16 protein-coding genes, 1 pseudogene and 2 riboswitches are annotated in these 25,157 nt (G+C 62.7%); of the genes and pseudogenes, 7 read left to right on the plus strand and 10 right to left on the minus strand.

Annotation, left to right across the window (positions count from 1 at the left end):
- Window positions 1–84: 84 nt before the first annotated feature.
- From JWR98_RS12610 to cobW, 4 genes and pseudogenes are all read right to left on the minus strand, one after another.
- Window positions 85–687, minus strand: a complete 603-nt coding sequence (locus JWR98_RS12610; protein ID WP_205490181.1) for a vWA domain-containing protein — start codon at window positions 685–687, stop codon at window positions 85–87.
- Between the two features lie 53 nt (window positions 688–740).
- Complete coding sequence (locus tag JWR98_RS12615; RefSeq protein ID WP_205490183.1) at window positions 741–1,739, minus strand: magnesium chelatase ATPase subunit I; 999 nt, start codon at window positions 1,737–1,739, stop codon at window positions 741–743.
- Window positions 1,739–5,497 (minus strand): annotated as a pseudogene (gene cobN / locus JWR98_RS12620) (cobaltochelatase subunit CobN). The gene JWR98_RS12615 and the pseudogene cobN overlap by 1 nt, the downstream one beginning before the upstream one ends.
- Before the next feature lie 3 nt (window positions 5,498–5,500).
- Complete coding sequence (gene cobW, locus JWR98_RS12625) at window positions 5,501–6,562, minus strand: cobalamin biosynthesis protein CobW (RefSeq protein WP_078732941.1); 1,062 nt, start codon at window positions 6,560–6,562, stop codon at window positions 5,501–5,503.
- 93 nt (window positions 6,563–6,655) lie between these two features.
- Window positions 6,656–6,854, minus strand: a riboswitch (cobalamin riboswitch).
- Between the two features lie 270 nt (window positions 6,855–7,124).
- Here cobW and JWR98_RS12630 point away from each other — a divergent pair.
- The 5 genes from JWR98_RS12630 (at window position 7,125) to cobM (ending at window position 10,154) form a co-directional block, all read left to right on the plus strand.
- Window positions 7,125–7,619, plus strand: a complete 495-nt coding sequence (locus JWR98_RS12630) for a hypothetical protein (protein ID WP_179119912.1) — start codon at window positions 7,125–7,127, stop codon at window positions 7,617–7,619.
- A 125-nt stretch (window positions 7,620–7,744) separates the two neighbouring features.
- Window positions 7,745–7,949, plus strand: a riboswitch (cobalamin riboswitch).
- 96 nt (window positions 7,950–8,045) lie between these two features.
- A complete protein-coding gene (locus JWR98_RS12635) occupies window positions 8,046–8,234 on the plus strand; it encodes a CbtB domain-containing protein (protein ID WP_205490185.1) in 189 nt (62 codons plus the stop codon).
- Between the two features lie 11 nt (window positions 8,235–8,245).
- Window positions 8,246–8,950, plus strand: a complete 705-nt coding sequence (locus tag JWR98_RS12640) for a CbtA family protein (RefSeq protein ID WP_205490187.1) — start codon at window positions 8,246–8,248, stop codon at window positions 8,948–8,950.
- The gene (locus JWR98_RS12645) at window positions 8,947–9,339 is read left to right on the plus strand and encodes a cobalamin biosynthesis protein (RefSeq protein ID WP_205490189.1); all 393 of its coding nucleotides are present in this window, start codon (window positions 8,947–8,949) and stop codon (window positions 9,337–9,339) included. The genes JWR98_RS12640 and JWR98_RS12645 overlap by 4 nt, the downstream gene beginning before the upstream one ends.
- A gap of 68 nt (window positions 9,340–9,407) precedes the next feature.
- Window positions 9,408–10,154: a precorrin-4 C(11)-methyltransferase gene (gene cobM, locus JWR98_RS12650; RefSeq protein ID WP_078732937.1), complete on the plus strand. Its 747-nt coding sequence runs from the start codon at window positions 9,408–9,410 to the stop codon at window positions 10,152–10,154.
- 187 nt (window positions 10,155–10,341) lie between these two features.
- Here cobM and nfuA read toward each other — a convergent pair whose 3' ends face one another.
- Both nfuA and JWR98_RS12660 read right to left on the minus strand, forming a co-directional pair.
- Window positions 10,342–10,926 carry a Fe-S biogenesis protein NfuA gene (gene nfuA, locus JWR98_RS12655; protein WP_003173594.1) on the minus strand — a complete coding sequence of 195 codons (585 nt, stop codon included), beginning with the start codon at window positions 10,924–10,926 and terminating at the stop codon, window positions 10,342–10,344.
- A 94-nt stretch (window positions 10,927–11,020) separates the two neighbouring features.
- A complete protein-coding gene (locus tag JWR98_RS12660; protein ID WP_205490191.1) occupies window positions 11,021–13,312 on the minus strand; it encodes a fatty acid cis/trans isomerase in 2,292 nt (763 codons plus the stop codon).
- Window positions 13,313–13,476: 164 nt separating this feature from the next.
- Between JWR98_RS12660 and metH the strand changes: the two genes are divergently transcribed.
- A complete protein-coding gene (metH, locus tag JWR98_RS12665; RefSeq protein WP_205490200.1) occupies window positions 13,477–17,187 on the plus strand; it encodes a methionine synthase in 3,711 nt (1,236 codons plus the stop codon).
- Between the two features lie 49 nt (window positions 17,188–17,236).
- Here the strand turns inward: metH and JWR98_RS12670 are convergent, their stop codons facing one another.
- The 4 genes from JWR98_RS12670 to JWR98_RS12675 all read right to left on the minus strand — a co-directional run bounded on the left by JWR98_RS12670 (window position 17,237) and on the right by JWR98_RS12675 (window position 24,752).
- Window positions 17,237–21,898, minus strand: a complete 4,662-nt coding sequence (locus tag JWR98_RS12670; protein WP_341870876.1) for an NEL-type E3 ubiquitin ligase domain-containing protein — start codon at window positions 21,896–21,898, stop codon at window positions 17,237–17,239.
- Window positions 21,784–22,971, minus strand: coding sequence for a DUF6543 domain-containing protein (locus JWR98_RS29405; protein WP_225908688.1), 1,188 nt, complete (start codon window positions 22,969–22,971; stop codon window positions 21,784–21,786). Before JWR98_RS29405 ends, JWR98_RS12670 begins: the two co-directional genes overlap by 115 nt.
- A gap of 38 nt (window positions 22,972–23,009) precedes the next feature.
- Complete coding sequence (locus JWR98_RS29410) at window positions 23,010–24,248, minus strand: dermonecrotic toxin domain-containing protein (protein ID WP_225908689.1); 1,239 nt, start codon at window positions 24,246–24,248, stop codon at window positions 23,010–23,012.
- Window positions 24,249–24,347: 99 nt separating this feature from the next.
- Window positions 24,348–24,752, minus strand: a complete 405-nt coding sequence (locus JWR98_RS12675; protein WP_143480934.1) for an NEL-type E3 ubiquitin ligase domain-containing protein — start codon at window positions 24,750–24,752, stop codon at window positions 24,348–24,350.
- Window positions 24,753–24,938: 186 nt separating this feature from the next.
- Here JWR98_RS12675 and JWR98_RS12680 point away from each other — a divergent pair, with 186 nt between their 5' ends.
- On the plus strand, window positions 24,939–25,154 hold the full coding sequence (locus JWR98_RS12680; protein ID WP_078732932.1) for a DUF2970 domain-containing protein: 216 nt from the start codon (window positions 24,939–24,941) through the stop codon (window positions 25,152–25,154).
- Window positions 25,155–25,157 lie beyond the last annotated feature (3 nt).

Consider the following 25,157-nt stretch of genomic DNA (forward strand, 5'->3'; position numbering starts at 1 on the left):
ACCGCCCTCCCACATTTGACCGAGTAAACCTTTTGGAATGCGGTCAGGGTGGGAGGGGGCTTGCCCCCGATGGCGGTACAGGCACTACACCTCATCGATATGCCGATACTCCAACTGCAACCCCGCCGCCAACGCCTGGGCCCGGCCCAACCTGATCGGCCCGCGCTCAATATCCACCAGCACTCCCGGACACGCCAGTAACGGCAACCCGCCGATGTCCTTGAGTCGCCCATCGGTAATCACCAGCAGCTTCTGCTGCTCGGCGGGATAGCGCTTGCGCCGCGCCTCCAACCACTGCTGCGCTTCGGTCAACGCCGCGAGCAACGGCGTACCGCCGCCGGCACCCAGTTGATCCAGCCAGCCGGTCAAGCCTTTCGCGGCTTTGAGCCCTTGCACCTGCCACTTGGGCGCCTGCCCACTCGCCGTCAACAACGCCATGCGCGCGCGTTGCCGATAGGCATCGTCAAACAGTTGGGCCAGCAAGCCCTTGGCATCGGTCAACGCACGGTGCCGCCGGGTCGACGCCGAAGCGTCGACAATCACCAGCCACAACTCATGCGCCGAGCGGCTGCGCAGATGAAAGCGCAGGTCCTCGCGCGATTGTGGCCGACCGCCCAGCAAGGTACCCGGCCAGTTAACCGCCCCCTGCTGTGCGCTGCGCGCCTTGCCTTGCCTGCCGGTATTCAATCGCCCCGCCTGGGGACGGGCATCCGCCCCCGTGTCAGGCCGGGGGCGAATGCCTAGGGCTTTTTTGGCCAGGCGGGGACTTCGCGACGGGCGCCCGTGGGCAAGGCGGGTGCGGGCATGTCACCCCACTGGCCTTGGCCGGGTGAGGTGTCTGAAGGCTCGGGGGCCTGCCCTTGATCGGGCGGACTCGACGGCGCCGAGTGCGCCTGGCGCCGATGGCGCAGGGCAAATTCGGCCACGGCCTCGATATCCTCTTCGCCGATTGCCTGCGCGCCCCGCCACGCCGCGTGGGCCCTGGCGCCGCGCAACCAGACCAGGTCGGCGCGCACCCCATCGACACCGGCGGCAAAGCAGCGCTCGGTAATCTGCGCCAGGGTCTGGTCATCCAGGGCGATACTGTGCAACCGCGCTCGCGCGGCCGTGCAGCGTTCACGCAAGGCTGCCTGCGGTGCGGCCCACTGCGCGCAGAACGCCGCCGGGTCGCTGTCGAAATCCAGGCGTCGACGGATAATCTGCCCGCGCTCGGCCGGCAAGGTCTGCCCGCTCAACGCCACATTGAAACCAAAACGGTCGAGCAACTGCGGGCGCAGCTCGCCCTCCTCCGGGTTCATGGTGCCGATCAGCACGAAGCGCGCCGAATGCCGATGGGAGATGCCGTCACGCTCGATCAGGTTGGTGCCGCTGGCGGCGACATCAAGCAGCAGGTCGACCAGGTGATCGGCGAGCAAGTTGACCTCATCGACATACAACACGCCGCCATCGGCCTTGGCCAGCACACCGGGGGAAAATTGTGCGCGGCCTTCGCCGAGTGCCGCGTCGAGATCGAGGGTGCCCACCAGTCGCTCTTCAGTGGCGCCCAGCGGCAACGTCACGAACTGCCCGCTGGCCAGCAGGTCGGCCAGGCCACGGGCCAGGGTCGACTTGGCCATGCCGCGCGGGCCTTCGATCAGCACACCGCCGATCTTCGGGTCGATGGCGGTCAGGCACAGCGCTAGCTTCAAATCATCGGCGCCGACCACGGCGGACAGCGGAAAATGCGGAATATCAGTCATTAGCTGTCTTCTTCTATATCCAGCAACAGGTTTTCCAACGCCTCGCGGTACGCCCCCGGCTCCTGCCACAGGCCGCGCTGTTGCGCCTCGAGCATGCGCTCGGTCATGTCGCGCAGCGCTGCGGGGTTGTGCTGTTGCACAAAATCGCGGGTGTCAGGGTCGAGCAGGTAAGCGTCGGCGAGCAAGGCGTATTGATGATCGTCGATCAGCGCCGTGGTGGCATCGAAGGCGAACAGGTTGTCCACCGTCGCGGCCATCTCGAACGCGCCTTTATAGCCATGGCGCTTCACGCCGTCGATCCACTTGGGGTTGGCGGCGCGGGAACGGATCACCCGGTTCAGCTCTTCCTTCAAGGTACGGATCTTCGGCAGGTCCGGCTGGCTGTGGTCGCCATGGTAGCTGGCGGCCTTGTTGCCGCTCAGGGTTTCCACGGCGGCCAGCATGCCGCCCTGGAACTGGTAGTAGTCGTTGGAGTCGAGCAGGTCATGCTCGCGGTTGTCCTGGTTCTGCAACACGGCCTGCACCTGGCTCAAACGCTGGGCAAACTGCCCGCGGGCGGCGGTGCCCTCGTCGGAACCGCCGTAAGCGTAGCCGCCCCAGTTCAGGTAAACCTCGGCCAGATCCTCGCGGCTTTGCCACAGGCGGCCGTCAATCGCGCCTTGCACGCCGGCGCCGTAGGCACCGGGCTTGGCGCCGAAAATACGCCAGCCGGCCTGTTTCGCCGCGGCATCTTCATCCAGCCCCGACAAACGCAGAGCTTCGCGCTCGCTGCGCACCTTGGCGGCCAGCGGGTTCAGGTCGTCCGGCTCGTCCAGGGCCGCCACCGCCTGCACCGCCGCATCGAACAGGCGGATCAGGTTGGCGAAGGCATCGCGGAAGAACCCGGACACCCGCAACGTCACGTCCACACGCGGGCGGTCGAGCAGGCTGACCGGCAGGATTTCAAAGTCGTCCACCCGCTGGCTGCCGGTGGCCCAGACCGGGCGCACACCCATCAGCGCCATGGCCTGGGCGATATCGTCACCGCCGGTCCGCATGGTCGCCGTGCCCCACACCGACAGGCCGAGCTGACGCAGGTGGTCGCCGTGGTCCTGCAAATGCCGCTCAAGGATCAGATTCGCGGACTGGAAACCAATGCGCCAGGCCGTGGTGGTGGGCAGGTTGCGTACATCGACGCTGAAGAAGTTGCGGCCGGTGGGCAGCACATCCAGGCGCCCACGGCTGGGCGCACCGCTCGGCCCGGCTGGCACGAAACGACCGCTCAGGGCATCGAGCAAACCGCGCATTTCCGCCGGGCCGCAGGCATCCAGGCGTGGCGCGACGAGGCTACGCAGGTGCTCGATCACCGCTTTCACGTCTTCCCAACCGGGCGCTTGCAACTGCTCCAGCGGCCCGTCCAAGGCCTGTTCGATTAAGCGTGCGGCGTACACTTCCAGGCGCTCGCGGGTATCGCCGGCGGTGCGCCACAGCTGTTCATCGATCTGCTGCAACACCGCCGGGCGACGTCCGGTCCAGGGCTCGGCAAGGGCGCAATCCAGCGGATCGAAACCCAGCTCGAATGCCTTGGCCAACACCCGCAGCAGGCTCGATTGCGGGCCACGGCCATCGCCACGCGGAATACGCAGCAAGGCCAGCAGCGTATCAATGCGCAGGCGGCCTTGCGGCGACTCGCCAAAGATATGCAGGCCGTCGCGGATCTGCGATTCCTTCAAGTCACACAGGTAGGTGTCCAGGCGCGGCAGCCAAATGGCGGCATCCGCGTCGCCGTCCAGTTCAAGTTCCTGGTCGATATGGGTTTCGCGCACCAGCTTGAGAATGTCTTTTTGCAGTTCGCGGGCACGGCGCGGGTCGAGCAGTTGAGCTTCGTAATACTCGTCCGCCAACAGCTCCAGATCACGCAGCGGGCCATAGGTTTCGGCACGGGTCAGCGGCGGCATCAGGTGGTCGATGATCACCGCTTGGGTGCGCCGTTTGGCTTGGGCGCCCTCACCCGGATCATTGACGATAAACGGGTAGATATTCGGCAATGGCCCGAGCAGCGCGTCGGGCCAGCAGTTTTCCGACAAACCCACGCCTTTGCCCGGCAGCCATTCCAGGTTGCCGTGCTTGCCCACGTGAATCACGCCATGGGCACCGTAGGTGTGGCGCAACCAGAAATAGAACGCCAGATAGCCGTGGGGCGGCACCAGGTCCGGGTCGTGGTACACCGCGCTGGCATCCACTTGGTAACCGCGCGCCGGCTGGATGCCGACAAACGTCTGGCCCAGGCGCAGGCCGGCGATCATCAGGCGACCGTCGCGGAACATCGGGTCGGTATGCGGTGTGCCCCAGCGCTCCAGCACGCCTGGCGATTGGCCTGCGGCAAGCGCTGGAACATCGCCTCGTAGTCGTCCAGGCCCAGGCTTTGATGACAGGGGCGCAGGTCCAGGCTGTCGAGGTCGTTGGTGACGCCGCCGAGCAGTTCATGGATCAATGCCGTGCCGCTGTCCGGCAAAGTATCCGGCAGCGGATAGCCTTCAGCCTGCAGCGCCCGCAGGATATTCAGTGCCGCCGCCGGCGTGTCCAGGCCCACGCCATTGCCGATGCGGCCGTCACGGGTCGGGTAGTTGGCGAGGATCAGCGCGATGCGCTTATGCGCATTCGGCACCCGCGCCAGCTCGACCCAGCGCCGTGCGAGCGCGGCGACAAAGTCCATGCGTTCGGGCGCTGCGCGGTAGCACACCACATCCGACTGGCTGCGCTCGCTGCGCCAGGCCAGGTCCTTGAAGCTGATGGGCCGGCTGATGATGCGCCCGTCCAGTTCCGGCAAGGCAATGTGCATCGCCAGGTCGCGCGGGCCCAGGCCCTGCTCGCTGGCCTGCCAACCGGGCTGGTTGTCTTGGGCGCAAATGGCCTGAATCACTGGGATATTGCGGCGAAACGGGCGCACATGCGGCGCTTCGGGGCTGGACTGGGCAAACCCGGTGGTGTTGAGGATCACCGCGGCGTCGACCTCATCCAGCAGGTCCTCGACCACCGTCAGGCAGCCGGGCTCTTTCAGGCTGGCCACCGCCATCGGCAGCGGGTTGAGGCCCGCCGCCTGCAAGCGTTGGCAGAACTCGTCGATAAAACCGGTATTGGCCGCCTGCAAATGCGAACGGTAGAACAGCACCGCCGCCACGGGCCAGTCCGGGTTCCACGCCGACTGCCAGTCATCAAGACGGGCATTGGCGGTGTGCGGGTGATAGATCGCGGTCCGCGCCAGGGTTTGCGGCTCGGCCCAAGGGTAATCACGGCCCAGGTAACCGCTGGCCAGGCAGCGATAGAAATCCAGCGCATTGCCCAAGCCGCCCTGGCGCAGGAAGTGCCACAGACGGTCGCGCTGTTCGGCGTTTACCGTGCTCAGGCCGCTGAGTTCCGGGTCCGGGCGATCATCGCCGCACGAGGATCAGCGTGACGCCGCGTTCGGCCAGCTCCACCAAGCGCTCGATGCCATAGCGCCAATAACCGATACCGCCATGCAGCGAAAGCAGGATGACCTTGGCATGGCGCAGCACTTCGTCGACGTACAGGTCGACCGACGCGTGGTTCTGCACCTGCATCGGGTTGGCCAGGCGCAGGCTGGGGTAATCGTCGGGTAACTGTTGCGCCGCTTCGGCCAGCAGCGCCAGGCTCGAATCGCCGCTGCACAGGATCACCAGTTCGGCGGGGGTCTGGCCAAGGTCGGCGATATTGTCGTCCGCGACGAAACCACCGGGCTGAGTCCTGAGCAGGTGCATGGGTTAAACGCTGAGCGCTGCGCGCAACTGCGCTTCAAGGCCGGCGGCATCCAGGTCCTGGCCGATCAGCACCAAACGCGTGATGCGCGCCTCGTCAGCGCCCCAGGCACGGTCGAAGTGCTTGTCGAAACGCGTGCCCACGCCCTGGATCAGCAGGCGCATCGGCTTGTTCGGGATCGCGGCAAAGCCTTTGACGCGCAGGATGCCGTGCTGCACCACCAGTTGGGTCAGCGCGTCGAGCAGCAAGGCTTCGTCGGCCTGCGGCAGGTCGATGGAAATCGAGTCAAAAGCGTCATGGTCGTGATCGTCTTCACCGTCGTGGTGATGATCGTGATGGCTGTGGCGACCGTCGATGTGCTCTTCGGAGCCGGCACCCAGGCCGATCAGCACGTCCAGCGGCACGCGACCACTGCTGGCTTCGATAACTTTCACCGCCGGCGGCAGCTCTTCGGCGACTTCCAGGCGCACGCGGGCCAGGTCTTCGCGGCTGATCAGGTCGGATTTATTGAGGATCACCAGGTCGGCGCTGGCCAGCTGGTCGGCGAACAGCTCGTGCAAGGGCGACTCGTGGTCCAGATTCGGGTCGAGCTTGCGCTGGGCGTCGACCTGGTCGGGGAACGCGGCGAAGGTGCCGGCGGCCACGGCGGGGCTGTCGACCACGGTGATCACCGCGTCAACCGTGCAGGCGCTGCGGATTTCCGGCCACTGGAAGGCTTGCACCAACGGTTTTGGCAGCGCCAGGCCCGAGGTTTCGATGAGGATATGGTCGAGGTCGCCGCGACGGGCCACCAGTTCACGCATCACCGGGAAGAACTCTTCCTGCACGGTGCAGCACAGGCAGCCGTTGGCCAATTCGTAGACGCGGCCGTTGGCTTCTTCCTCGGTGCAACCGATAGAGCACTGCTTGAGGATTTCGCCGTCGATGCCCAGCTCGCCGAACTCGTTGACGATCACGGCGATGCGGCGGCCCTGGGCATTGTCGAGCATATGGCGCAGCAAGGTGGTTTTGCCCGAGCCGAGGAAGCCGGTAACGATGGTGACGGGAAGTTTGGCCAGTGTTTTCATCGGATGCCCTTGGGGGCGGGCATACGGGACGATAAGCCCTGCGACAGCGCGCAGCAGCGGATTTCGTCACCGGATCACCCCGCCCGGTTGAAGTGGAAAATCGGTTGCGAGGCAGGTCTCCTGGCTTGGGGCATGCGGGCCATCAGGCCGGCGCCGGCTGCGCCTTCCCGCCTGATGGGCAGTGGCATGGCAGTCGGTAAACCCTTCACAGTTGCGGGGGCAGCCACGGCTTGAACCGTGTTCCCTTCTTAGCTTCGGCCTGGGCCGAAGAACCTCGAAGGATGCAAGGCTACGCAGTGCCAGAGAGCTGGTCAATGTCAACAGACTCTTACCGATCATTTACGCAACAACGAATGGATTCGTCCGTGCGACTGAAAGTTACTTTCGCTGGGCTCTGCCTATTGCGCTTGTAACTTATCCACACAAACGTGCCAGATTAGAACGTACACCATTGGTTAAAAATTGAGGAGGAACTGACCATGAAGCAGATACCACCCACGCATGAACTTGTCTCACTTCGATGATAAGCACCAAACAATGAACACAACTTCAAGGGCGTACGATGTCGATTTCAATCTCCCAAGCCAACAACTTCTCCTACCTACCTAACCCGTTTATTGAGTACAAAGCTCAACCGGATTCCACTCAGGACGCTATGCACAACCAATGGACAGCCCCCGCCACTGCCAGTAGCCGCAGCAAGCGAGCCACATCGCAAGGATCAGAAGCAACGTGGTACAGCGACAAAAAACTGCTGCAGGAAGTAAAGAAACACTTTCATGAATACGCTAGAGGGGCGGACGATAAGTACGTAAACTTCAATGAGTTAAAAGAAGCAGCCGGCGAACTTCAGACCGATAGAGTTTTTTCTGAGCAAGCGTCAGACGTCGCCAAAGTGATGCTCGCGCGCAAAGACCTTCTTAACCGGTTGGATATCGGGATTGGTTTTTTTGGGCCAGGCCTGCAAGACGAAAGATTTGATCATGAGAACCTTGACTACTTAATTCGTTATGCATCCAACACGCCTAGACCAAGGTTCAGCGACGACGATGAATAACCGTGAATCATGCCGATCACTAGGACATCAGGCCGGGTGATAGAGACGCCTCACCATACCTATCAAGCACTTTGGGCCTTTATCAGGGCTCAAGGCGTTTGACGCACCTCCCCCGCCCATGATCTTCTACACGTCTTGTTTCGGGTGCCCTTCACAGGGTGAAACGGGAAACCGGTGCGTCATCGACAGATGGCCAGTCCGGTGCTGCCCCCGCAACGGTAAGCGAGCGAAGCGTCAGATCCACTGTGCCGGTACGGCATGGGAAGGCGATGCTTTATAGACCCAGAGTCCCTCGCGAGCCCGGAGACCGGCCCGAAAAATCAGATAACAAACCCGCGGTGGGCGGGCGCTGTTCAAAACCCTGCGTGCCCGGCTCGCGGGGTTTTCATGCGCTCGTTTCACCCTGATACCTGAAAGGGACGCGCCATGTCGATGATCAGCAGCAGCTCAGCTACCGCCAGCAGTACCACTATCCTCAGCCAACGTCTGACCGCCGCCATCGGCGCGTCGATCCTCGGCGCGTGCCTGGTGTATTTCGCCGGCTTCTCGCACATCGAAGCGGTGCACAACGCCGCCCACGATACCCGCCACAGCGCCGCGTTCCCGTGCCACTGAGGCCTGCCGAGATGATCAAGCGTATTGCGCAAACCGCAGGGTTCACCGGCCTTTTGGCCGCCCTGCTGCTGACCCTGCTGCAAAGTTTCTGGGTCGCCCCGCTGATTCTGCAGGCGGAAACCTTTGAGCACGCCCCGGCAACCACCGAAGTCGCCCACGAACACGGCGCCGGCGCCGCTGCCCACAGCCACGACGCCGAAGCCTGGTCGCCGGAAGACGGCTGGCAGCGCGTGCTGTCCACCACCGGCGGCAATCTGGTGGTCGCCGTCGGTTTTGCGCTGATGCTGGCAGGCTTGTACACCCTGCGCGCGCCCACCCGCGCCGCTCAGGGCCTGCTCTGGGGCCTGGCCGGTTATGCGACCTTTGTGCTGGCGCCCACCCTCGGCCTGCCGCCGGAATTGCCGGGCACTGCCGCCGCCGACCTGGCGCTGCGCCAGACCTGGTGGATCGGCACCGCAGCGTCTACCGCTGTCGGTATTGCATTGATCGTCTTCGGCCGCCATTGGCTGCTCAAAGTACTGGGCGCGGCCATCCTGGCGGTGCCGCACGTGATCGGCGCGCCGCAACCGCTAGAGCACTCGATGCTGGCGCCAGAAGCGCTGGAGACTCAATTCAAGATCGCTTCGCAGTTGACCAACATGGCGTTCTGGCTGGCCCTGGGCCTGATCAGCGCCTGGCTGTTCCGACGCAATCGCGATGATCGCGATTCGGCATGACCTGCGTCGTCGGCCTGGGTTGCCAGCGGGGCTGTGAGGTTCACATTCTGCTGGCGCTGTTTGAGGCCGCCCTCGCCGAGGGCGGGATTGATAGACAGCGCATCACCGCGCTGGCCAGCCTCGATCGCAAACAGAATGAGCCCGGCTTGCTCGACCTGGCGCGGTTGCTGGAGCTGCCCTTGCAGTGTTTCAGTGCCACGCAATTGGCTGTTTATCAAGACCGTCTCAGCCACAAATCCGCGGTCGCATTTGCCCATACCGGCTGCTACGGCATCGCCGAAAGTGCCGCGCTGGCGCTTGCCGAACAGTTCACCAATGCCCCGGCCCGCCTACTGATCACCCGCCAAAAAAACGCCCAGGCCACCTTTGCATTGGCCTGCAGCGACTAAACGCTCGATAATTACCCTTCCCGATCATGAACAACCTTCATGCTCGCCGCTTGTCACAGGATTCGCGTATGACCATCTACTTCATCGGCGCCGGCCCCGGCGACCCGGAATTGATCACCGTCAAAGGCCAGCGCCTGATTCGCCAGTGCCCGGTGATCATTTATGCCGGCTCGTTGGTGCCCGCGGCGGTTCTGGAAGGCCATCAGGCGCAGCAGGTGGTCAACAGCGCCGAATTGCACCTGGAACAGATCATCGACCTGATCAAGGCCGCCCACGCCAAAGGCCTGGACGTGGCCCGCGTACACTCCGGCGATCCCAGCCTGTATGGGGCGATTGGCGAGCAGATCCGGTATTTACGCGAAGCGGACATCCCGTTCCAGATCGTCCCCGGCGTCACGGCGGTAGCCGCCTGCGCCGCCCTGCTGGAGACCGAACTGACCCTGCCGGATATCGCCCAAAGCGTGATCCTCACGCGCTACGCCGATAAAACCAGCATGCCAGCAGGCGAGGATTTCGACAGCCTGGCGCGTCACGGCACGACCATGGCGATTCACCTGGGGGTCAATCACCTGGAGAGGATCGTCGCCGATCTGCTGCCGCACTATGGCGCCGATTGCCCGATTGCGGTGGTGCACCGAGCGACGTGGCCGGATCAGGATTGGGTGGTGGGAACGCTCAGTGATATTGCCGAGAAGGTTGTGGCCAAGGGGTTCAGGCGTACGGCGCTGATCGTGGTGGGACGGGTGCTGGCAAACGACAGTTTCAGTGAATCGTCGCTGTATCGGGCCGGGCATGCGCACCTCTATCGACCTTGATATCCCACCTTACAAATTCACGGCAACACACTGATTTTAAATGAATAAACACAAAAATTCGGGAGAGAGCCTGCCCCCTCCCACACTTAATCTCCTTTGTTAGAAATACTTCGCAACCCCCTGAATTTCAAGCATAAAAAAACGGCGCTCACGGGGCGCCGTTTTTTATTCGCAGCGAACACCTTACTCAGTAGTAGGCGTTTTCTTTCTGCGTGTGGTCGGTCACGTCACGTACGCCCTTGAGCTCCGGAATACGCTCCAGCAGGGTGCGTTCGATACCTTCGCGCAGGGTCACGTCCGCCTGGCCGCAGCCCTGGCAGCCGCCGCCGAACTTGAGCACGGCGATACCGTCCTCGACCACGTCGATCAGGCTCACCTGGCCGCCGTGGCTGGCCAGCCCCGGGTTGATCTCGGTTTGCAGGTAGTAGTTGATGCGCTCGTTGACCGGGCTGTCGGCGTTGACATTCGGCACCTTGGCGTTCGGCGCCTTGATGGTCAACTGGCCGCCCATACGGTCGGTGGCGTAGTCGACCACGGCATCGTCAAGGAAGGCTTCGCTGAAGGCATCGATATAGGCGGTGAAGCTTTTCAGCCCCAGGGCGGTGTCTTCAGGTTTTTCTTCACCGGGCTTGCAGTAGGCAATGCAAGTCTCGGCATATTGGGTGCCGGGCTGGGTGATGAAGACGCGGATACCGATGCCTGGCGTGTTCTGCTTGGACAGCAGGTCGGCCAGGTAATCGTGGGCGGCGTCGGTAATGGTTATGGCAGTCATGGAAACTCCTCACAGGCTTGCCGGCAGTTTACGCCAAATTATTACCGAGGTACAAAGTCCTAGTATTTTTGTCAGGAAAGACCCGCGCCACTCGTCAGAGGTTTTCATAGCGGTTCATATCCAGAACACCCTCTTCCACCGGCGTGGTTTCACGGATGAACTGCGACAAATCGTGGAAGTACTGCCAGAACAGCGGATGACTGCGACGCACGCCCCAGCGGTCGACGATTTTTTCGAACTGCCCGGCATCCTTGGCCTGTTCCATCTGTGCGACAAACTGCGGCACTTCACTGGCCGGAATATTGAACATGAAGTTCGGATAGCTGCTCAGCACACCTGGATAGATCGTCAGCGTGTCCAGCCCCGGCTGATAGCGATACGCCTCGCCCAGCAGAAACGCCACGTTGCTGTGGGCGCGGTTGCGCAGCAGGCTGTAGACCTCGCGCTGGCCGCTGGCCGTTTCGATACGCAGCATGGTGGCCTCGGGCAATTGGTCGATGACCTTGAGCCCCGCGGCCGGACGCGACGTGAGTCGGCTGAGGGCCTGCTCGGCGTCCTGCAGCGCCGGGTCGATGCCATCGCGCGAGCAAAATGCGCCGCCGCAGCGGTTGATCGGGTCGGGGCTGGCATTCAGGTGACCGTAGCGGGTCAGCAATTGGTTGGCAAAGTCGCGTTTCGGGTCCTTTTCGCTCAGGTGCAGCCCGCTGGGCTTGTCGTCATCAATGGCCTCGTAGTCCAGCCACAGCTTGAGCTTGCCACTGTTCTGGTACCAGTCGTCCATGAAGTCGTCGCGGGTGTCGGCCGGCATCAGGCGCAGGAAGTTTTGCTCGGCGCCGTTGCGGATCAGGTCGAAGTACAGCCGCGTCTGCGCCTGGTGCGACACGTTGCCGAACACATCGAAGTTCACCGCCAGCTGATAATAGGTGCGCTCCAGCAGCGGGAAGTCGAACAGCCACATCGTCTGCGGCACCTCGCCGATCAGGCCCTTGGTCACCGAAGCGCTGTCAAAATGCCGGAAAATGCTCAGCAACGCATTGTCGTTACCGGCCCACAGGGTCGACCAGCTGGGCGGCGGCAAGTCGGCGTAACTGTCACGGCGCAGCGCTTCGTATTGATTGCGCTTGTCGCGATACGTCAGCCACAGGCCGAGCACGCTGCCCACGTCATCGTTCTGCCCCGGCATCGCCAGCAGCGGCGTGGCCTGGCCTCGATAACGCGCATCGGTGACATACAAATCGTGATCAGGGTCCTGGAACAGGGTCCAGAAGTTATCGCGGATCACGTCCGTGGCGATCTGCCCGCGACACACCGGCCCGCGAATAAAGGTGCGTACGAAGTATTCGGCGTTGTCCAGCATGAACTGGTAACGCGCCTTGGCCGGGATGGCTTCGAAGGTTTCGAAGGGGTTGGCGCGACGCCCCGGACCATAGCCCGGCAAGGCGTTGACCTGCCAGTTGCCTTCGTAGAACAACGCTTTGATGCGCGCCATTTTCGCGGTGCTGAACGGATACGTGATGTGGGTTTTATGCACGATCACGCCCTGCACCGGCCACAGGCGGTAATACACCCGCGTGCCGGGGTCGTCGTTTGGACGCCGGGTGTTGATCAGGTCAATCGGCTGCCCGCTCGGCGTGCGCGAACGCACCCACTGGAAGAAATGCCCCGGCTCGCCGTTCTCGAAATAGATATGCGCCAGGAATAAATGCTCGAACAACCATCGCGCCACCAGGCTTTCGCGGGCGCCGGGTTGATTGAACAGCCCCTCCCACTGCTGCACCTGCAAGGCTTCCCTGGCACTCGGCGCCAGGCCCTGCTCATCGATCGGCGCGCCGGCGGCCAGCCAACGCTGTAAGGTCTGGTATTGCTGGTCGGTCAGGCCGGTGACCGCCAATGGCATGCCTTCCTTGGGATGGCTGCCTGCGTAGGCGTTGAACTCGCCGGGCATGGCGCAGCTGTTTTCGCGGTTCAGGCCCAACGCGATCTCTTCGGGGAGCTTGGCATTGGGTTGCAGCGGCGCGTTATGCCCCAGTTCGAGCATGCGCGCCATCAACGCGGCCTGGCTGCCCTGCGCGTCCAGCACCGAATAAAAGCCCTTCTGCCGCCAGGCCTGCTGGCCGAACGCGTCATAGAACAAGCGGGTGGTCGGCGCCGCCTGGCTGCGCTCGCCGTCGTACACCGGCATTTTGCTCGCCCCCCGCGCCGTCCCCTCGGCACTGCCCAGGTTGAGCTGGCAGGCGGAGTCGTAGCAAGCGTGGCAGGCCACGCACTTCTCGGTAAAGATCGGTTGGATATCACGCGTGTAGGAGATCGCCGTAACGGGACCTTGCGCCTGGGCAGTACTGGCAATCAATGCCAGGACGGCGCTGACGATAAGACGAAGTGACATGTATCCGGTCCCGATTCAATGCGTGCGCTGAAATTGCCGGCGATTCTACCGGGCCACGCCCCTCACCAACATGAGCGATATTCATGCAAAACCCCAACATGCACCAACCGCTCGCAGGTTTGTTATGATCCATGCCCTCCGTAATGCCTGACCAGAGTAGTCCCATGTCCGATCGTAGCGCTCGTCTGCAAGCCCTTCACCACGCCCTCAAGGACCGTATCCTGATCCTCGACGGCGGCATGGGCACGATGATCCAGAGCTATAAACTGGAAGAGCACGACTACCGTGGCAAACGCTTCGCCGACTGGCCGAGCGACGTCAAGGGCAACAACGACCTGCTGGTGCTCACCCGCCCCGACGTGATCGGCGGGATCGAGAAGGCGTACCTGGATGCCGGCGCCGACATCCTCGAAACCAACACTTTCAACGCCACGCGCATTTCCATGGCCGACTACGGCATGGAAGAACTGGCTTACGAATTGAACGTCGAAGGCGCACGCCTGGCGCGCAAGATCGCCGATGCCAAGACCGCCGAAAACCCGGCCAAGCCACGTTTTGTCGCTGGCGTACTGGGCCCGACCAGCCGTACCTGCTCGCTGTCACCCGACGTGAACAACCCCGGCTACCGCAACGTGACGTTCGATGAACTGGTGGAAAACTACACCGAGGCCACCCACGGCCTGATCGAAGGCGGCGCCGACCTGATCCTGATCGAAACCATCTTCGACACCCTCAACGCCAAGGCCGCGATCTTCGCCGTGCAGGGCGTGTTCGAGGCGTTGGGCATCGAACTGCCGATCATGATTTCCGGCACCATCACCGACGCCTCCGGCCGCACGCTGTCGGGCCAGACCACCGAAGCGTTCTGGAACTCCGTGGCCCACGCCAAGCCGATCTCGGTCGGTTTGAACTGCGCCCTCGGCGCCAGCGAATTGCGCCCCTACCTGGAAGAGTTGTCCAACAAGGCCAATACCCACGTCTCGGCGCATCCCAACGCCGGCCTGCCCAACGAATTCGGCGAGTACGACGAACTGCCGTCGCAAACCGCCAAGGTCATCGAAGAATTCGCCCAGAGCGGCTTTCTCAATATTGTCGGCGGCTGCTGCGGCACCACCCCCGGCCACATTGAAGCCATCGCCAAGGCCGTGGCCGGTTATGCGCCACGCCCGATCCCGAACATCCCCAAGGCCTGCCGCCTGTCGGGCCTGGAGCCGTTCACCATCGATCGCAGCTCGCTGTTCGTCAACGTCGGCGAACGCACCAACATCACCGGCTCCGCCAAGTTCGCCCGCCTGATCCGCGAAGACAACTACACCGAAGCCCTGGAAGTCGCCCTGCAGCAGGTCGAAGCCGGCGCTCAGGTGATCGACATCAACATGGACGAGGGCATGCTCGATTCGAAGAAGGCCATGGTGACCTTCCTCAATCTGATCGCCGGCGAGCCGGACATTTCCCGCGTGCCGATCATGATCGACTCTTCCAAGTGGGAAGTGATCGAAGCCGGCCTCAAGTGCATCCAGGGCAAGGGCATCGTCAACTCCATCAGCATGAAGGAAGGCGTGGAGCAGTTCATTCATCATGCCAGGCTGTGCAAGCGCTACGGCGCCGCGGTGGTGGTGATGGCCTTCGACGAAGCCGGCCAGGCCGACACCGAAGCGCGCAAGAAAGAGATCTGCAAACGCTCCTACGACATCCTGGTGAACGAAGTCGGCTTCCCGCCGGAAGACATCATCTTCGACCCGAACATCTTCGCGGTCGCCACCGGTATCGAAGAGCACAACAACTACGCCGTCGACTTCATCAACGCCTGTGCCTATATCCGTGACGAACTGCCCTACGCGCTGACCTCGGGCGGCGTGTCCAACGTGTCGTTCTCGTTCCGCGGCAACAACCCGGTGCGCGAGGCGATCCACTCGGTGTTCCTGCTGTATGCGATCCGCAACGGCCTGACCATGGGCATCGTCAACGCCGGCCAACTGGAGATCTACGACCAGATCCCGGCCGAACTGCGCGACGCGGTGGAAGACGTGGTGCTCAACCGCACCCCGGACGGCACCGACGCCCTGCTCGCCATCGCCGACAAGTACAAGGGCGACGGCAGCGTCAAGGAAGCCGAGACCGAAGAATGGCGCGGCTGGCCGGTGAACAAGCGCCTGGAACACGCGCTGGTCAAGGGCATCACCACGCACATCGTCGAAGACACCGAAGAATCCCGGCTATCGTTCGCGCGCCCGATCGAAGTGATCGAAGGTCCGTTGATGTCCGGCATGAATATCGTCGGCGACCTGTTCGGCGCCGGCAAAATGTTCCTGCCCCAGGTGGTCAAATCCGCCCGCGTGATGAAGCAGGCCGTGGCCCACCTGATCCCGTTCATCGAACTGGAAAAAGGCGACAAACCCGAAGCCAAGGGCAAGATCCTGATGGCTACGGTAAAGGGTGACGTGCACGACATCGGCAAGAATATCGTCGGCGTGGTGCTGGGTTGCAACGGCTATGACATCGTCGATCTGGGCGTGATGGTGCCGGCGGAAAAAATCCTGCAGGTGGCCAGGGAGCAGAAGTGCGACATCATCGGCCTGTCGGGCCTGATCACCCCGTCCCTGGACGAGATGGTGCATGTGGCCCGCGAGATGCAGCGCCAGGACTTCCACCTGCCATTGATGATCGGCGGCGCAACCACCTCCAAGGCGCACACGGCGGTGAAGATTGAGCCCAAGTACAGCAACGACGCGGTGATCTACGTCACCGACGCCTCGCGGGCGGTGGGTGTGGCCACGCAGTTGCTGTCCAAGGAGTTGAAGGCCGGTTTCGTCGAGAAAACCCGCCTGGAATACATCGATGTGCGCGAGCGCACCTCCAACCGCAGCGCCCGCACCGAACGCCTGAGCTACCCGGCGGCCATCGCCAAGAAGCCGCAGTTCGACTGGAACAGCTACACCCCGGTGGTGCCGACCTTTACCGGCGCCAAGGTGCTGGACAATATCGACCTCAACGTCCTGGCCGAATACATCGACTGGACGCCGTTCTTTATCTCCTGGGACCTGGCCGGCAAATTCCCGCGCATCCTCACCGATGAAGTGGTCGGTGAAGCCGCCACCGCGCTGTACGCCGATGCCCGGGAAATGCTGCGCAAGCTGATCGACGAAAAGCTGATCAGCGCCCGCGCGGTGTTCGGTTTCTGGCCGACCAATCAGGTACAGGACGATGACCTGGAAGTCTACGCTGACGACGGCCAGCCGATCGCCCGGCTGCACCACCTGCGCCAGCAGATCATCAAGACCGACGGCAAGCCGAACTTCTCCCTGGCCGACTTCGTCGCGCCCAAGGACAGCGGCGTCACCGACTACATCGGGGGGTTCATTACCACCGCCGGCATCGGCGCCGAAGAAGTCGCCAAGGCCTATCAGGATGCGGGCGACGACTACAACTCGATCATGGTCAAGGCCCTGGCCGACCGCCTGGCCGAAGCCTGCGCCGAATGGCTGCACCAGCAAGTGCGTAAAGACTACTGGGGTTATGCCAAGGACGAGCAGCTGGACAACGAAGCGCTGATCAAGGAGCAGTACAGCGGCATCCGCCCTGCCCCCGGCTACCCGGCGTGCCCGGACCACACCGAGAAAGCCCAGTTGTTCCAACTGCTCGATCCCGAGGCCCGTGAAATGCAGGCCGGGCGCAGCGGCGTGTTCCTCACCGAGCACTACGCGATGTTCCCGGCGGCGGCGGTCAGCGGCTGGTACTTTGCACACCCGCAGGCGCAGTACTTTGCGGTAGGCAAGGTCGACAAGGACCAAGTGACGAGCTACACCGCGCGCAAAGGCCAGGACCTGGCCGTGACCGAACGTTGGCTGGCGCCGAACCTGGGTTACGACAGCTGAAGCAAAACCGCGTGTGGCGAGCCGGCCTTTGGCTCGCCACCGGTTCGCCTTATTGGCGCCAGGACGGCCCTGGTTGCGGCTCGACGCTGGAGGCTGACAGCGCCGTCACCGCGTCTCGCGACAGTTCAAGCAACTGGCTGGCCCGCGCCGTGCCCAGCTCGATTTCCAATAGGTTCAGTGCCTGCTTGTAACGCTCCTGAGCTTGCGGGCTGTCTTGCCAATCAGCGTGTTCGTCCTCCACCGCCTCGTGCCGCGTGCGGGCCTGTTCATCCAGTGTGCTAAAGGCCTGCGGGTAACGCTCCTGCAGATAGCGCAGCCAGTAGTCACGCGTGATCAGCTCCTCATAAAACGCATCACCCGCCTCGGCGGAGAGCACCGAGGCGCGAGCGGCGTTGAGTTGCTCGTCCCTGATCGGCTGCGCGTACGTCATATGCTCGGGTTGCCCCGGCAACACCAGGCCATCCGGCCAGCCGCGGGTCATGCCGATGCGATACTGCAAGCGCACTTCCGCCCGGTCCCGGTGCAGAGCCGCCGCTTCCGCCAGGCGTTCCACCTGCCCCAGACGAAACAGCTGCCGTGACAGGTTGAGCAGCGCGCGGCCTTTTTCGTTCAGCCCCCCCTCGCGCACATCGCGCAAGGCGTCAGCTTCAAACACCCGTACCTCCAGCTCACTGAAGGTGAGAATACGGCCGTCGATACAGGTGCCGTGGGTTTCGGCACTTTGAAACAACAGTTGGCGCAACTCGCGGTTCTGCGCGGCGGCTTGCATGACGTGCCAGACCCGTTGCGTCAGTGCCGATTGAGACAAGCGAAACTCTGCGGTCTGGCGCAACTGTGCGATGAGATGGAAAAACCGTTCGTGATCGTCCGTTTGCGCCAATTGACTCCAGATGTCAGTCCTCTCGGCGATCAGCTCGTCCCGCAGCGTGCTCAGCCACGGCGCCAAGGCCGTCGCCCCGACGTCGCCTGCCGGGTCCGGGATCGCCTCGGCGGGCTCGACTTCGGCCTGTGCGTCGGCATCGGAACCGTCTTCATCGCCCGTGTCGGTTTCATCGCCGCGCTCAAGCAGTTCAATACTCAAATCGATGTCGTGCCGCGACAGCCCCATCACCGCCCCACGCTCATGCGCGTCACTGTATTGCCTGAGCCGTTCGAGACTGTCCAGCGACAGCAGCAGGTTGTCGGAGAGGTCGGTACCGGCCATCAAATCATTGTGGGTGCCATCGAGCAGTCGCTCGGGAAAGCCGGTCAAGTCGTTGCCACTGAGGTTCAGCGTGCGCAAATGCGCGGCCTCCAGTACCCCATCGGGCCATGCGTCAACCCTGTTGTGGCTGAGGTTGAGCGTCTCCAGCCGAGGAAAGGCACTCGTATCGAACCGGTGCAGGCCGTTGTGACTCAGGTCCAGCCAGCGCAGGTGTTCGCCGCCCAACGCAGGGTAAAGCGGACCGGCGTCGTAGACGTTGTTGTAGTCGAGGTCCAGGCGTTCGAGCTGCGCCATGTGCCCGAGCGCCTCGGGCAGTTCCGCCAGCTCGTTGCCGCTCAACATCAGGCTCGTCAGTTGCGTAAAGCCACGCAGAAAGTCATTGGAGCCTTGCGCCGACAGCCTGACTCCGGTGAGGTCCAGGCTGCGCACGTGCGCAAGCGGCACCGTCAGTGCCGGCAGGTCCCCGGTTTGCAGACCCAGCAGACTCAATTCAGGATTGGTACTGCCCGCCGCCCAGCCTTGCCAGCTCGCCTGAATGCGCTGGGCCGCCAACCCGCGACTTTCGGCCAACACAGTCACGCCTGCTTGTGTGGAGCGACGCCTGAAAATCCAGCCGTTCAATTGGCGCGTCAGGGTTTCGCCAGCCAGACGGGTCGCTTCGTCCACGCCTTGTGCACGCTCTGGCAACGGCAACACATAACGCGCAATCGACCACGCTGTCTCCGCAGGCGGGAGGCCGGGCGGCACGTTCTGAGTACAAAATTTGTCCAGTGCCCCCATAGGCAGACCCAAGGCTTCATCGACACGCTGCTGCGCCAGCAGCAAATCCACCTTGTTTTGCGCGGCGAAAGGGTTGGCCACCGGATTGATCTTGAGCAGCAGCTCGTCACTGCTCAAGACTTCAGGGGGCAGTTCCGACAACTTGTTTTCACGCAAGTCGAGCCAGATCAGGTGCTCCAGGTCCTCGGCGCCCGTTGGCCAGGCCAGTAGTTGCGTATCGCGCAGGTCAAGGGCCTTGAGCTGTTTCAGGGCACTGACATCCAGACGTTCCAGCGGATTGCTGTGGATATCCAGGTATTCGAGCTGGCTCAAGCCGTCGAACTGCGCCTGCAGTTCGTTAGAGAACACCAGTCTGTTGTCCGCCAGTTCAAGGCGGGTCAACAGAGGCAGCGCGTCGGGTCCCATGGGCAGCTCGGTCAAGGCACTGTCGTTAAGTTCGAGACGGCGCACTGCACTGAACGCCCTGATAAAACCACGTGCCTGCTCGGCCGAGGCCCGCAGCCCGCTCAGACGTAACGTCAGCACATGCGCAAAGCTGCCGGCGGGCAGTTGCGCCAGCTCAAGCACTTGATCACCGGGTGGCGACACCCATTCAAAGGTCGCAACGTCCGCCCACACACCGTAACGCCGCACCACCGCGCCACGCCAGCTGGTTTCAAGGGCACTGATAAGCCGGGCATTTTCGCCGTCTTTCCACAGGTTTGAACGCGGCCTCAAGCGTGGGCCGCCGATTGAGCGCGGCTCGTAGAATGGGCCAAACAGCCGGTGATACTCCCGGCTCAAGCCTTCGACAGCCGCCAACCTGTCTTCGGGCGTCTCCAGTCGGGTGTTCAACGCCTCCTGCAACGACGCGCTCAGTGGCGAACGGCCCATCACGTAATCCAACTCTCCTCGGCAGAAACCGCTGACCATTTGGTGGGCATCCATAAGGTGCCCCAACGGGCCGTCGTACGCTTTCACATAGTCAAAGGCGCGCCTGAAGGCCTCGTGTGAAAACCTTGACCAGTCCAGCGACAGACCGGCCCACAGGGTTTCATGGCCGCTGTAAAGCGTGTCCGGGAGAGTGCTGATGGCTGTGTTGGTCAGGTCCAGACGCTCCAGCCGCGCCAGGTCCTCAAGCTGGGTGGGCCACTGCCACAAGGCATAGGCGGCATCGATCCTAAGTGTTTTCAACTGGGTGAGCGCGGACAATTCCAGGCCGTTGAGCGCGGTGAGGGAAATGCCCGAACATTCGATATGCAGTGCTTCAAGATGCATCAGTGCGCTGAGATCGGATGAAAAATCCGGCGAGACCGACGCCGCATTGACCTTGATGCGCAAGCGTCGCAGCCTGGTCAAGGCCTTGACGGCCTCGGGCACGGTGGTCAGCAACGGCGTGGGGAGCGGACCTGCCGCCACAAATGCCCCATTTTCGCCGATCGACAGCGCTTCGAGGTTGGGAAAGCGCGCCAGGAAGGCGTCCGCATTCCCATCGTGCAGGGCGCGCCCGCCCACTGTCAGTTCCCGGATGGCTGAAAAATCAGCCGCGAGCGGCGGCAAGGTGTCGTTGACGATGAGGCTCAGACGAGCGTCTTCATCCGGGGCTCTTTCCCCTGCCACCCGTGAACGCCCCCATGCGGCCTTGAGCGCTTGGGCGACCTGGTTTCGGTGAACATACTCGACGTCAAAGGCGAGGCCCTCTTGCGGCGCACCGACCCAAGCGTCGAGTGCAGCCCCCAGCGCAGTGGCGGTACGGGCGCGATTCTCCAGCATTGTGAAAATGCCACGTTCGCTAAGACCACGCTGCATTAAGCTGCGGATAAGCGCATTGGCCCGTGCATCGTCCAGAAACGGGAACGCAGTACGCACCCGCTGCATCAGATTCGGCGCCAACCCTCGGCCACGACCGCTGGCGTAATACCCAAGCCTCTTGTTGTTAATGCGCACCGGTGGCTTGTACCACCGACCCTGCGGCTCCAGGATCCGCATCGATTGCGTGCGGTTGCGTTCGGCAGCCTCGATGATCGTGTTTTGCAACTGCACACTCTGGCTGACCTCCTGCACGCCCAGGCTTGCGCGTGCGCTATCAGGCAACGCGTGCATGATCGAGGCGTAAAAGTTATCCCCCACCCCGGGCACGCTGTTGAGCGCCTCACCGCGCTCATTGAACGCTTGAAAACCGGGGCCGTGCTTGACCAGGTACTTGTGGTCCGACGCGGTCTGGCTGCCGATGCTGTCGAGCAACGTACCCTCAATGCTGCCTTCACGTACCTCCAGGCGCAGCGTAGCCGGCCATCCCGGCAGCGTCTCAAGGGTGTGCAACGCCAGGCGTCGGCTGTCCGCCGAGGCCGTGGTCTGACTGCGCAGGCCCGCGTAGGCGCGGGTCTGGCGCCCTTGCCGCGCGTACCAGCGCGCCTCTTCGAGCAGGCTCAAGGGCACTCGGCGCGAGGTTTGCAGCTGTTTGAGGTGATCGGGACGCGCATTGGCCAGCACCTCCAGGGCTGCGGCGTCACTGAGGCCGGGGCACACCCGCTGCAAGCGCCTGATGCGTGCGTCAACAGGCTCAGTGCCCGCGTAGAGGCTGTCAAAGATCGATGGTTTGCGGGTCCGGGCATAATCCGCCAGTTGCTTGCTCAGCTCACTGGCGCGCTGATCGACGACACGGGCTGGCTGCTCCCCCAGCAGATAGGTGATCTGCTTCTCATCCAACGCGCCAAGAATGCGTTCCGGCAACTGGCCGGCCAGCACCTCGGGCCGGTGACGCTGATCGTCGGCGGGTTGCGCACGCCGGCCGGCACACGCTCGCGGCCGTAGCGCACCGCCCTCCCCGTCACCCCGGCACCGTTGGAAACCTCCAACACATGCCCGACCGGCCAACGCGGCAGTTCAGTCACCAGCGGCAGTGCGTAGAGGTACAGCGGGTCAATCGGCCGGGCGCCATCGAGTTGTTCAATCACCTGCTCGGCGCTCGCGTCGGCGCGAAACAGGCGCATGGCATCCGTCAATGCGGGCGGCGGCGCGGCGTGGTCCATATGCATCTTGCGCAAGGCGTTATCGCTCACCCCGCTGACATCCGCCACTTTGAGCAAGTCGACGTCCGAAAAGGCCTCGGTGGCGTGGCCGATGCGCCGCAGCAGGGTCAGACGGTCCCAGGCCAGCGGGCGTTCCAGCGTGTGTCGCCAGGCACCGCGACCGTTGCTGTGAAGGATCGGCTGATAGGCCGTCGCATCGCTCGGGTGCTTGATGCGCCAACGCAAGATCTTGTTGTCGTACACCTGTTCGTAGACCTTGCCGTCGATACGAATATACGTGCTGCCATTGAGCGTGTGTTGTCCCTGCACATTCGGGCCGGGGCTTTTTTCCAGCGACAAGGCACTTTCATAGGGGCTCAGGTCGGGCTTCCACAAACGGGTCTGGCCGTTCGGCAACGTGACCGGTTCCAGGGCCTCGATGAGCGGCGCGGAACGAGCGGCCTTGACTGTGCGCACGGCGCCGCCCACACCCGCCATCACAACGATCTGCGCCAGATTTTCCGCCACATCGACCAGATGCGCCTTAGCCGCGCGCTTGTCGCCCTCGCTCCATTCAATCGCTCCTTCGAACGTTTCATACAGCAACTGCCCCGCCATCACGGTCATCATGATCTCGCCCAACACCGGCACGAACATCGACACCAGGTTCAACCCCAGCACACCGAACTCCAGCAGGTGCGCCAGCTTGGCTTCGCGGGCCTTGGTGTCGACATCGGCGCTGGACACCGCGTGGCTGCGCGCATCGGCCAGTACCTTGTCGCGGCTCTGCTCGTAGAGGTAGGCCCACAAGTCACGGTTGTCGTCCCAGGGGCCCTGGCCTTTTTGCGTCAGGTACGAAGGCGCGAGGTAAGGGTCCTGCTTCGCCGGCGATTGGCCGGCCGCTCTGGTGGCAATTGCTTGAAGCTCGCGTTCGGATTCAAGGCCCCCCAAACCTGGACGAAGGTGCGCCAGGGTGACTGGAAAAAGCCTTCGGACGAATCGGTGAACTGGCTGAAATAATACGGACGCTGGTCATACGCCACGAACTGACTGAAAAACTGCTGGTATGCCGTCGGCGTGGGGTCATCGGTCTGCATGCCGGTTCTGTCGGCAAACTGGCGCCGCAATTCCCCTCGCATCTGCTCCGCCGTGTAGCGCTTGAGCGGGTGCGCCGGATCATGGGGCACGTACAGGATCATTTCGTCGCTGTATTGATGCTTTTTGCCAATAACGAAAGCCACACAGCCGGTCATGCGCTGCTTCATCAGGCCCATATCATTGAACCAGACCTGCTTGTCGTCCATCGTTGGATTGGTTTCGCCGTCGATCACCGCGAGGATCATCGTGTAATCCTGCGCCTGGATGTCACCGCTCAAGCGCGCGTGCTCGGCCGCCGCCCGCAGCGCGGTTTTCTGGCTGGCGATAAACCCTGGACGCAAGCTGGCGTCGGCCTCGAAGAACGCCTTTAAATACGCCTGGTACTTCGCCCCGACATCGAGGTGGCGGCACAATGTCAGAAACTCGCTGACCTTCAGGTTCACCGAGACCCTTTCAAACGTGTCGGCTGTTGTGGTCTGCACCATGAAGCCCGAACTGTCGTGGTAGGCTCCGGCGATGCACTCCCAGGCCTCGAAGTTATGCAGGGCCGCCTGCAGCATCGAGAGTTTCAAAAACTCGAATGAAGCCACCTCAACGTTGGCCACACCGACCAGCAACGGGCGGCGCAGGCACAACAAGGTTCGGTTGAGGTCCACCTCGACGCCAAATTGCTCCTGCAGCGCCTTGCGCAGTAAGGGTTCGGCGAAGGTGTCCGCATCCTTGAAGGTCGACATCAGGCCGTCCAGGCTGACCTGTGCGGCGGCGGCAGCTTTGAAAGCGGCGTCGACCGCTGCGCGTTGAGCCAACGAAGCGCTGGTATACCAGGCCGGTGCAGTGGCGTGGGTTTGCTTGAGCGCCGTCTTGCGTGGGGGCGTGGCATCGATCAGCCATTGAGGCACGGCCTGTTCAAGCAAATCACCGTGAATACTGGTGGTCGCGATGGGTTTGGCACGGACGCTGTCCGGGGTATGTGGACTCGGATTGGACATAAGGTCACTCCTGTGAATTGGAATGACAGATCATCATGGGGCGACGCCTTGACGGTGGTGCATAGTGCTTGCCACACCAACGCCCAGGACGGCTTTTGGTCAAGACAGCGTTTGGCCCAGCTCGATCATTTCCCGTCGCGACAGGTCACGCGCCAACTGCTGGCGCTCGGCTTTGCCTTGATTGCCCAAGGTTTGTATTTCAGCAAAATACGCCTCGCCAAAATCCGGGTAGCGCAGTTCGAGTGCCTCCGACTGCTCCGTGAGCCGCGTGTGCAAACGCGAGAAGTCGTCCGCGTATTTTTCCTCCAGGTACGTCATCCAGTAAGGGCGTGTGAGCAATTGCTCGATGAACGCTGGCGTCCCTTGCGCCTGGATGATGGCGGTGTAAGCCTGATCAAGCTCATTCTTTGAGACCTGTGCCAGGTTCTGGGTAAAGTCCTTGGTATGGCGCAGATTGGAGAGGATAAAAAAAGGCCTCGCCCCGCTCATCCGCCTTGAGGGCATCCCACACCTGATGTTTTTCCGAGTCGGCGGGGATTTGGCTGAACCAGCGCTCCTTTTGTACCTCGTCGGGCTCCGAGTCGGGATGGCCGGCCTCCGACTCGCTGTCCGAGTCGGAAGTATGGGGATATCCGGCGCCCCGGCGCAGATTGACTATGCTGCGTAGAGGCTCCCGCGCACGAGGCAATGATGAACGATCCAGCCCCCAAGCCCCCCACCTTCTGGCAAATGCTGCACAGCGTGGTGGCCGCCGCCTTTGGCGTACAGAGCGGCAAGAACCGCGCCCGCGACTTTACTCACGGCAAGCCCAGTCACTTTGTAATACTGGGCATTCTGTTTACCGTGGTATTCGCCTTGACGTTGTTCGCTATCGTCAAGCTGGTGTTGCACGTGGCGGGGGTGTGAGGC

The sequence above is a fragment of the Pseudomonas lactucae genome (assembly GCF_016937615.1).
Lineage (GTDB): Bacteria > Pseudomonadota > Gammaproteobacteria > Pseudomonadales > Pseudomonadaceae > Aquipseudomonas > Aquipseudomonas lactucae.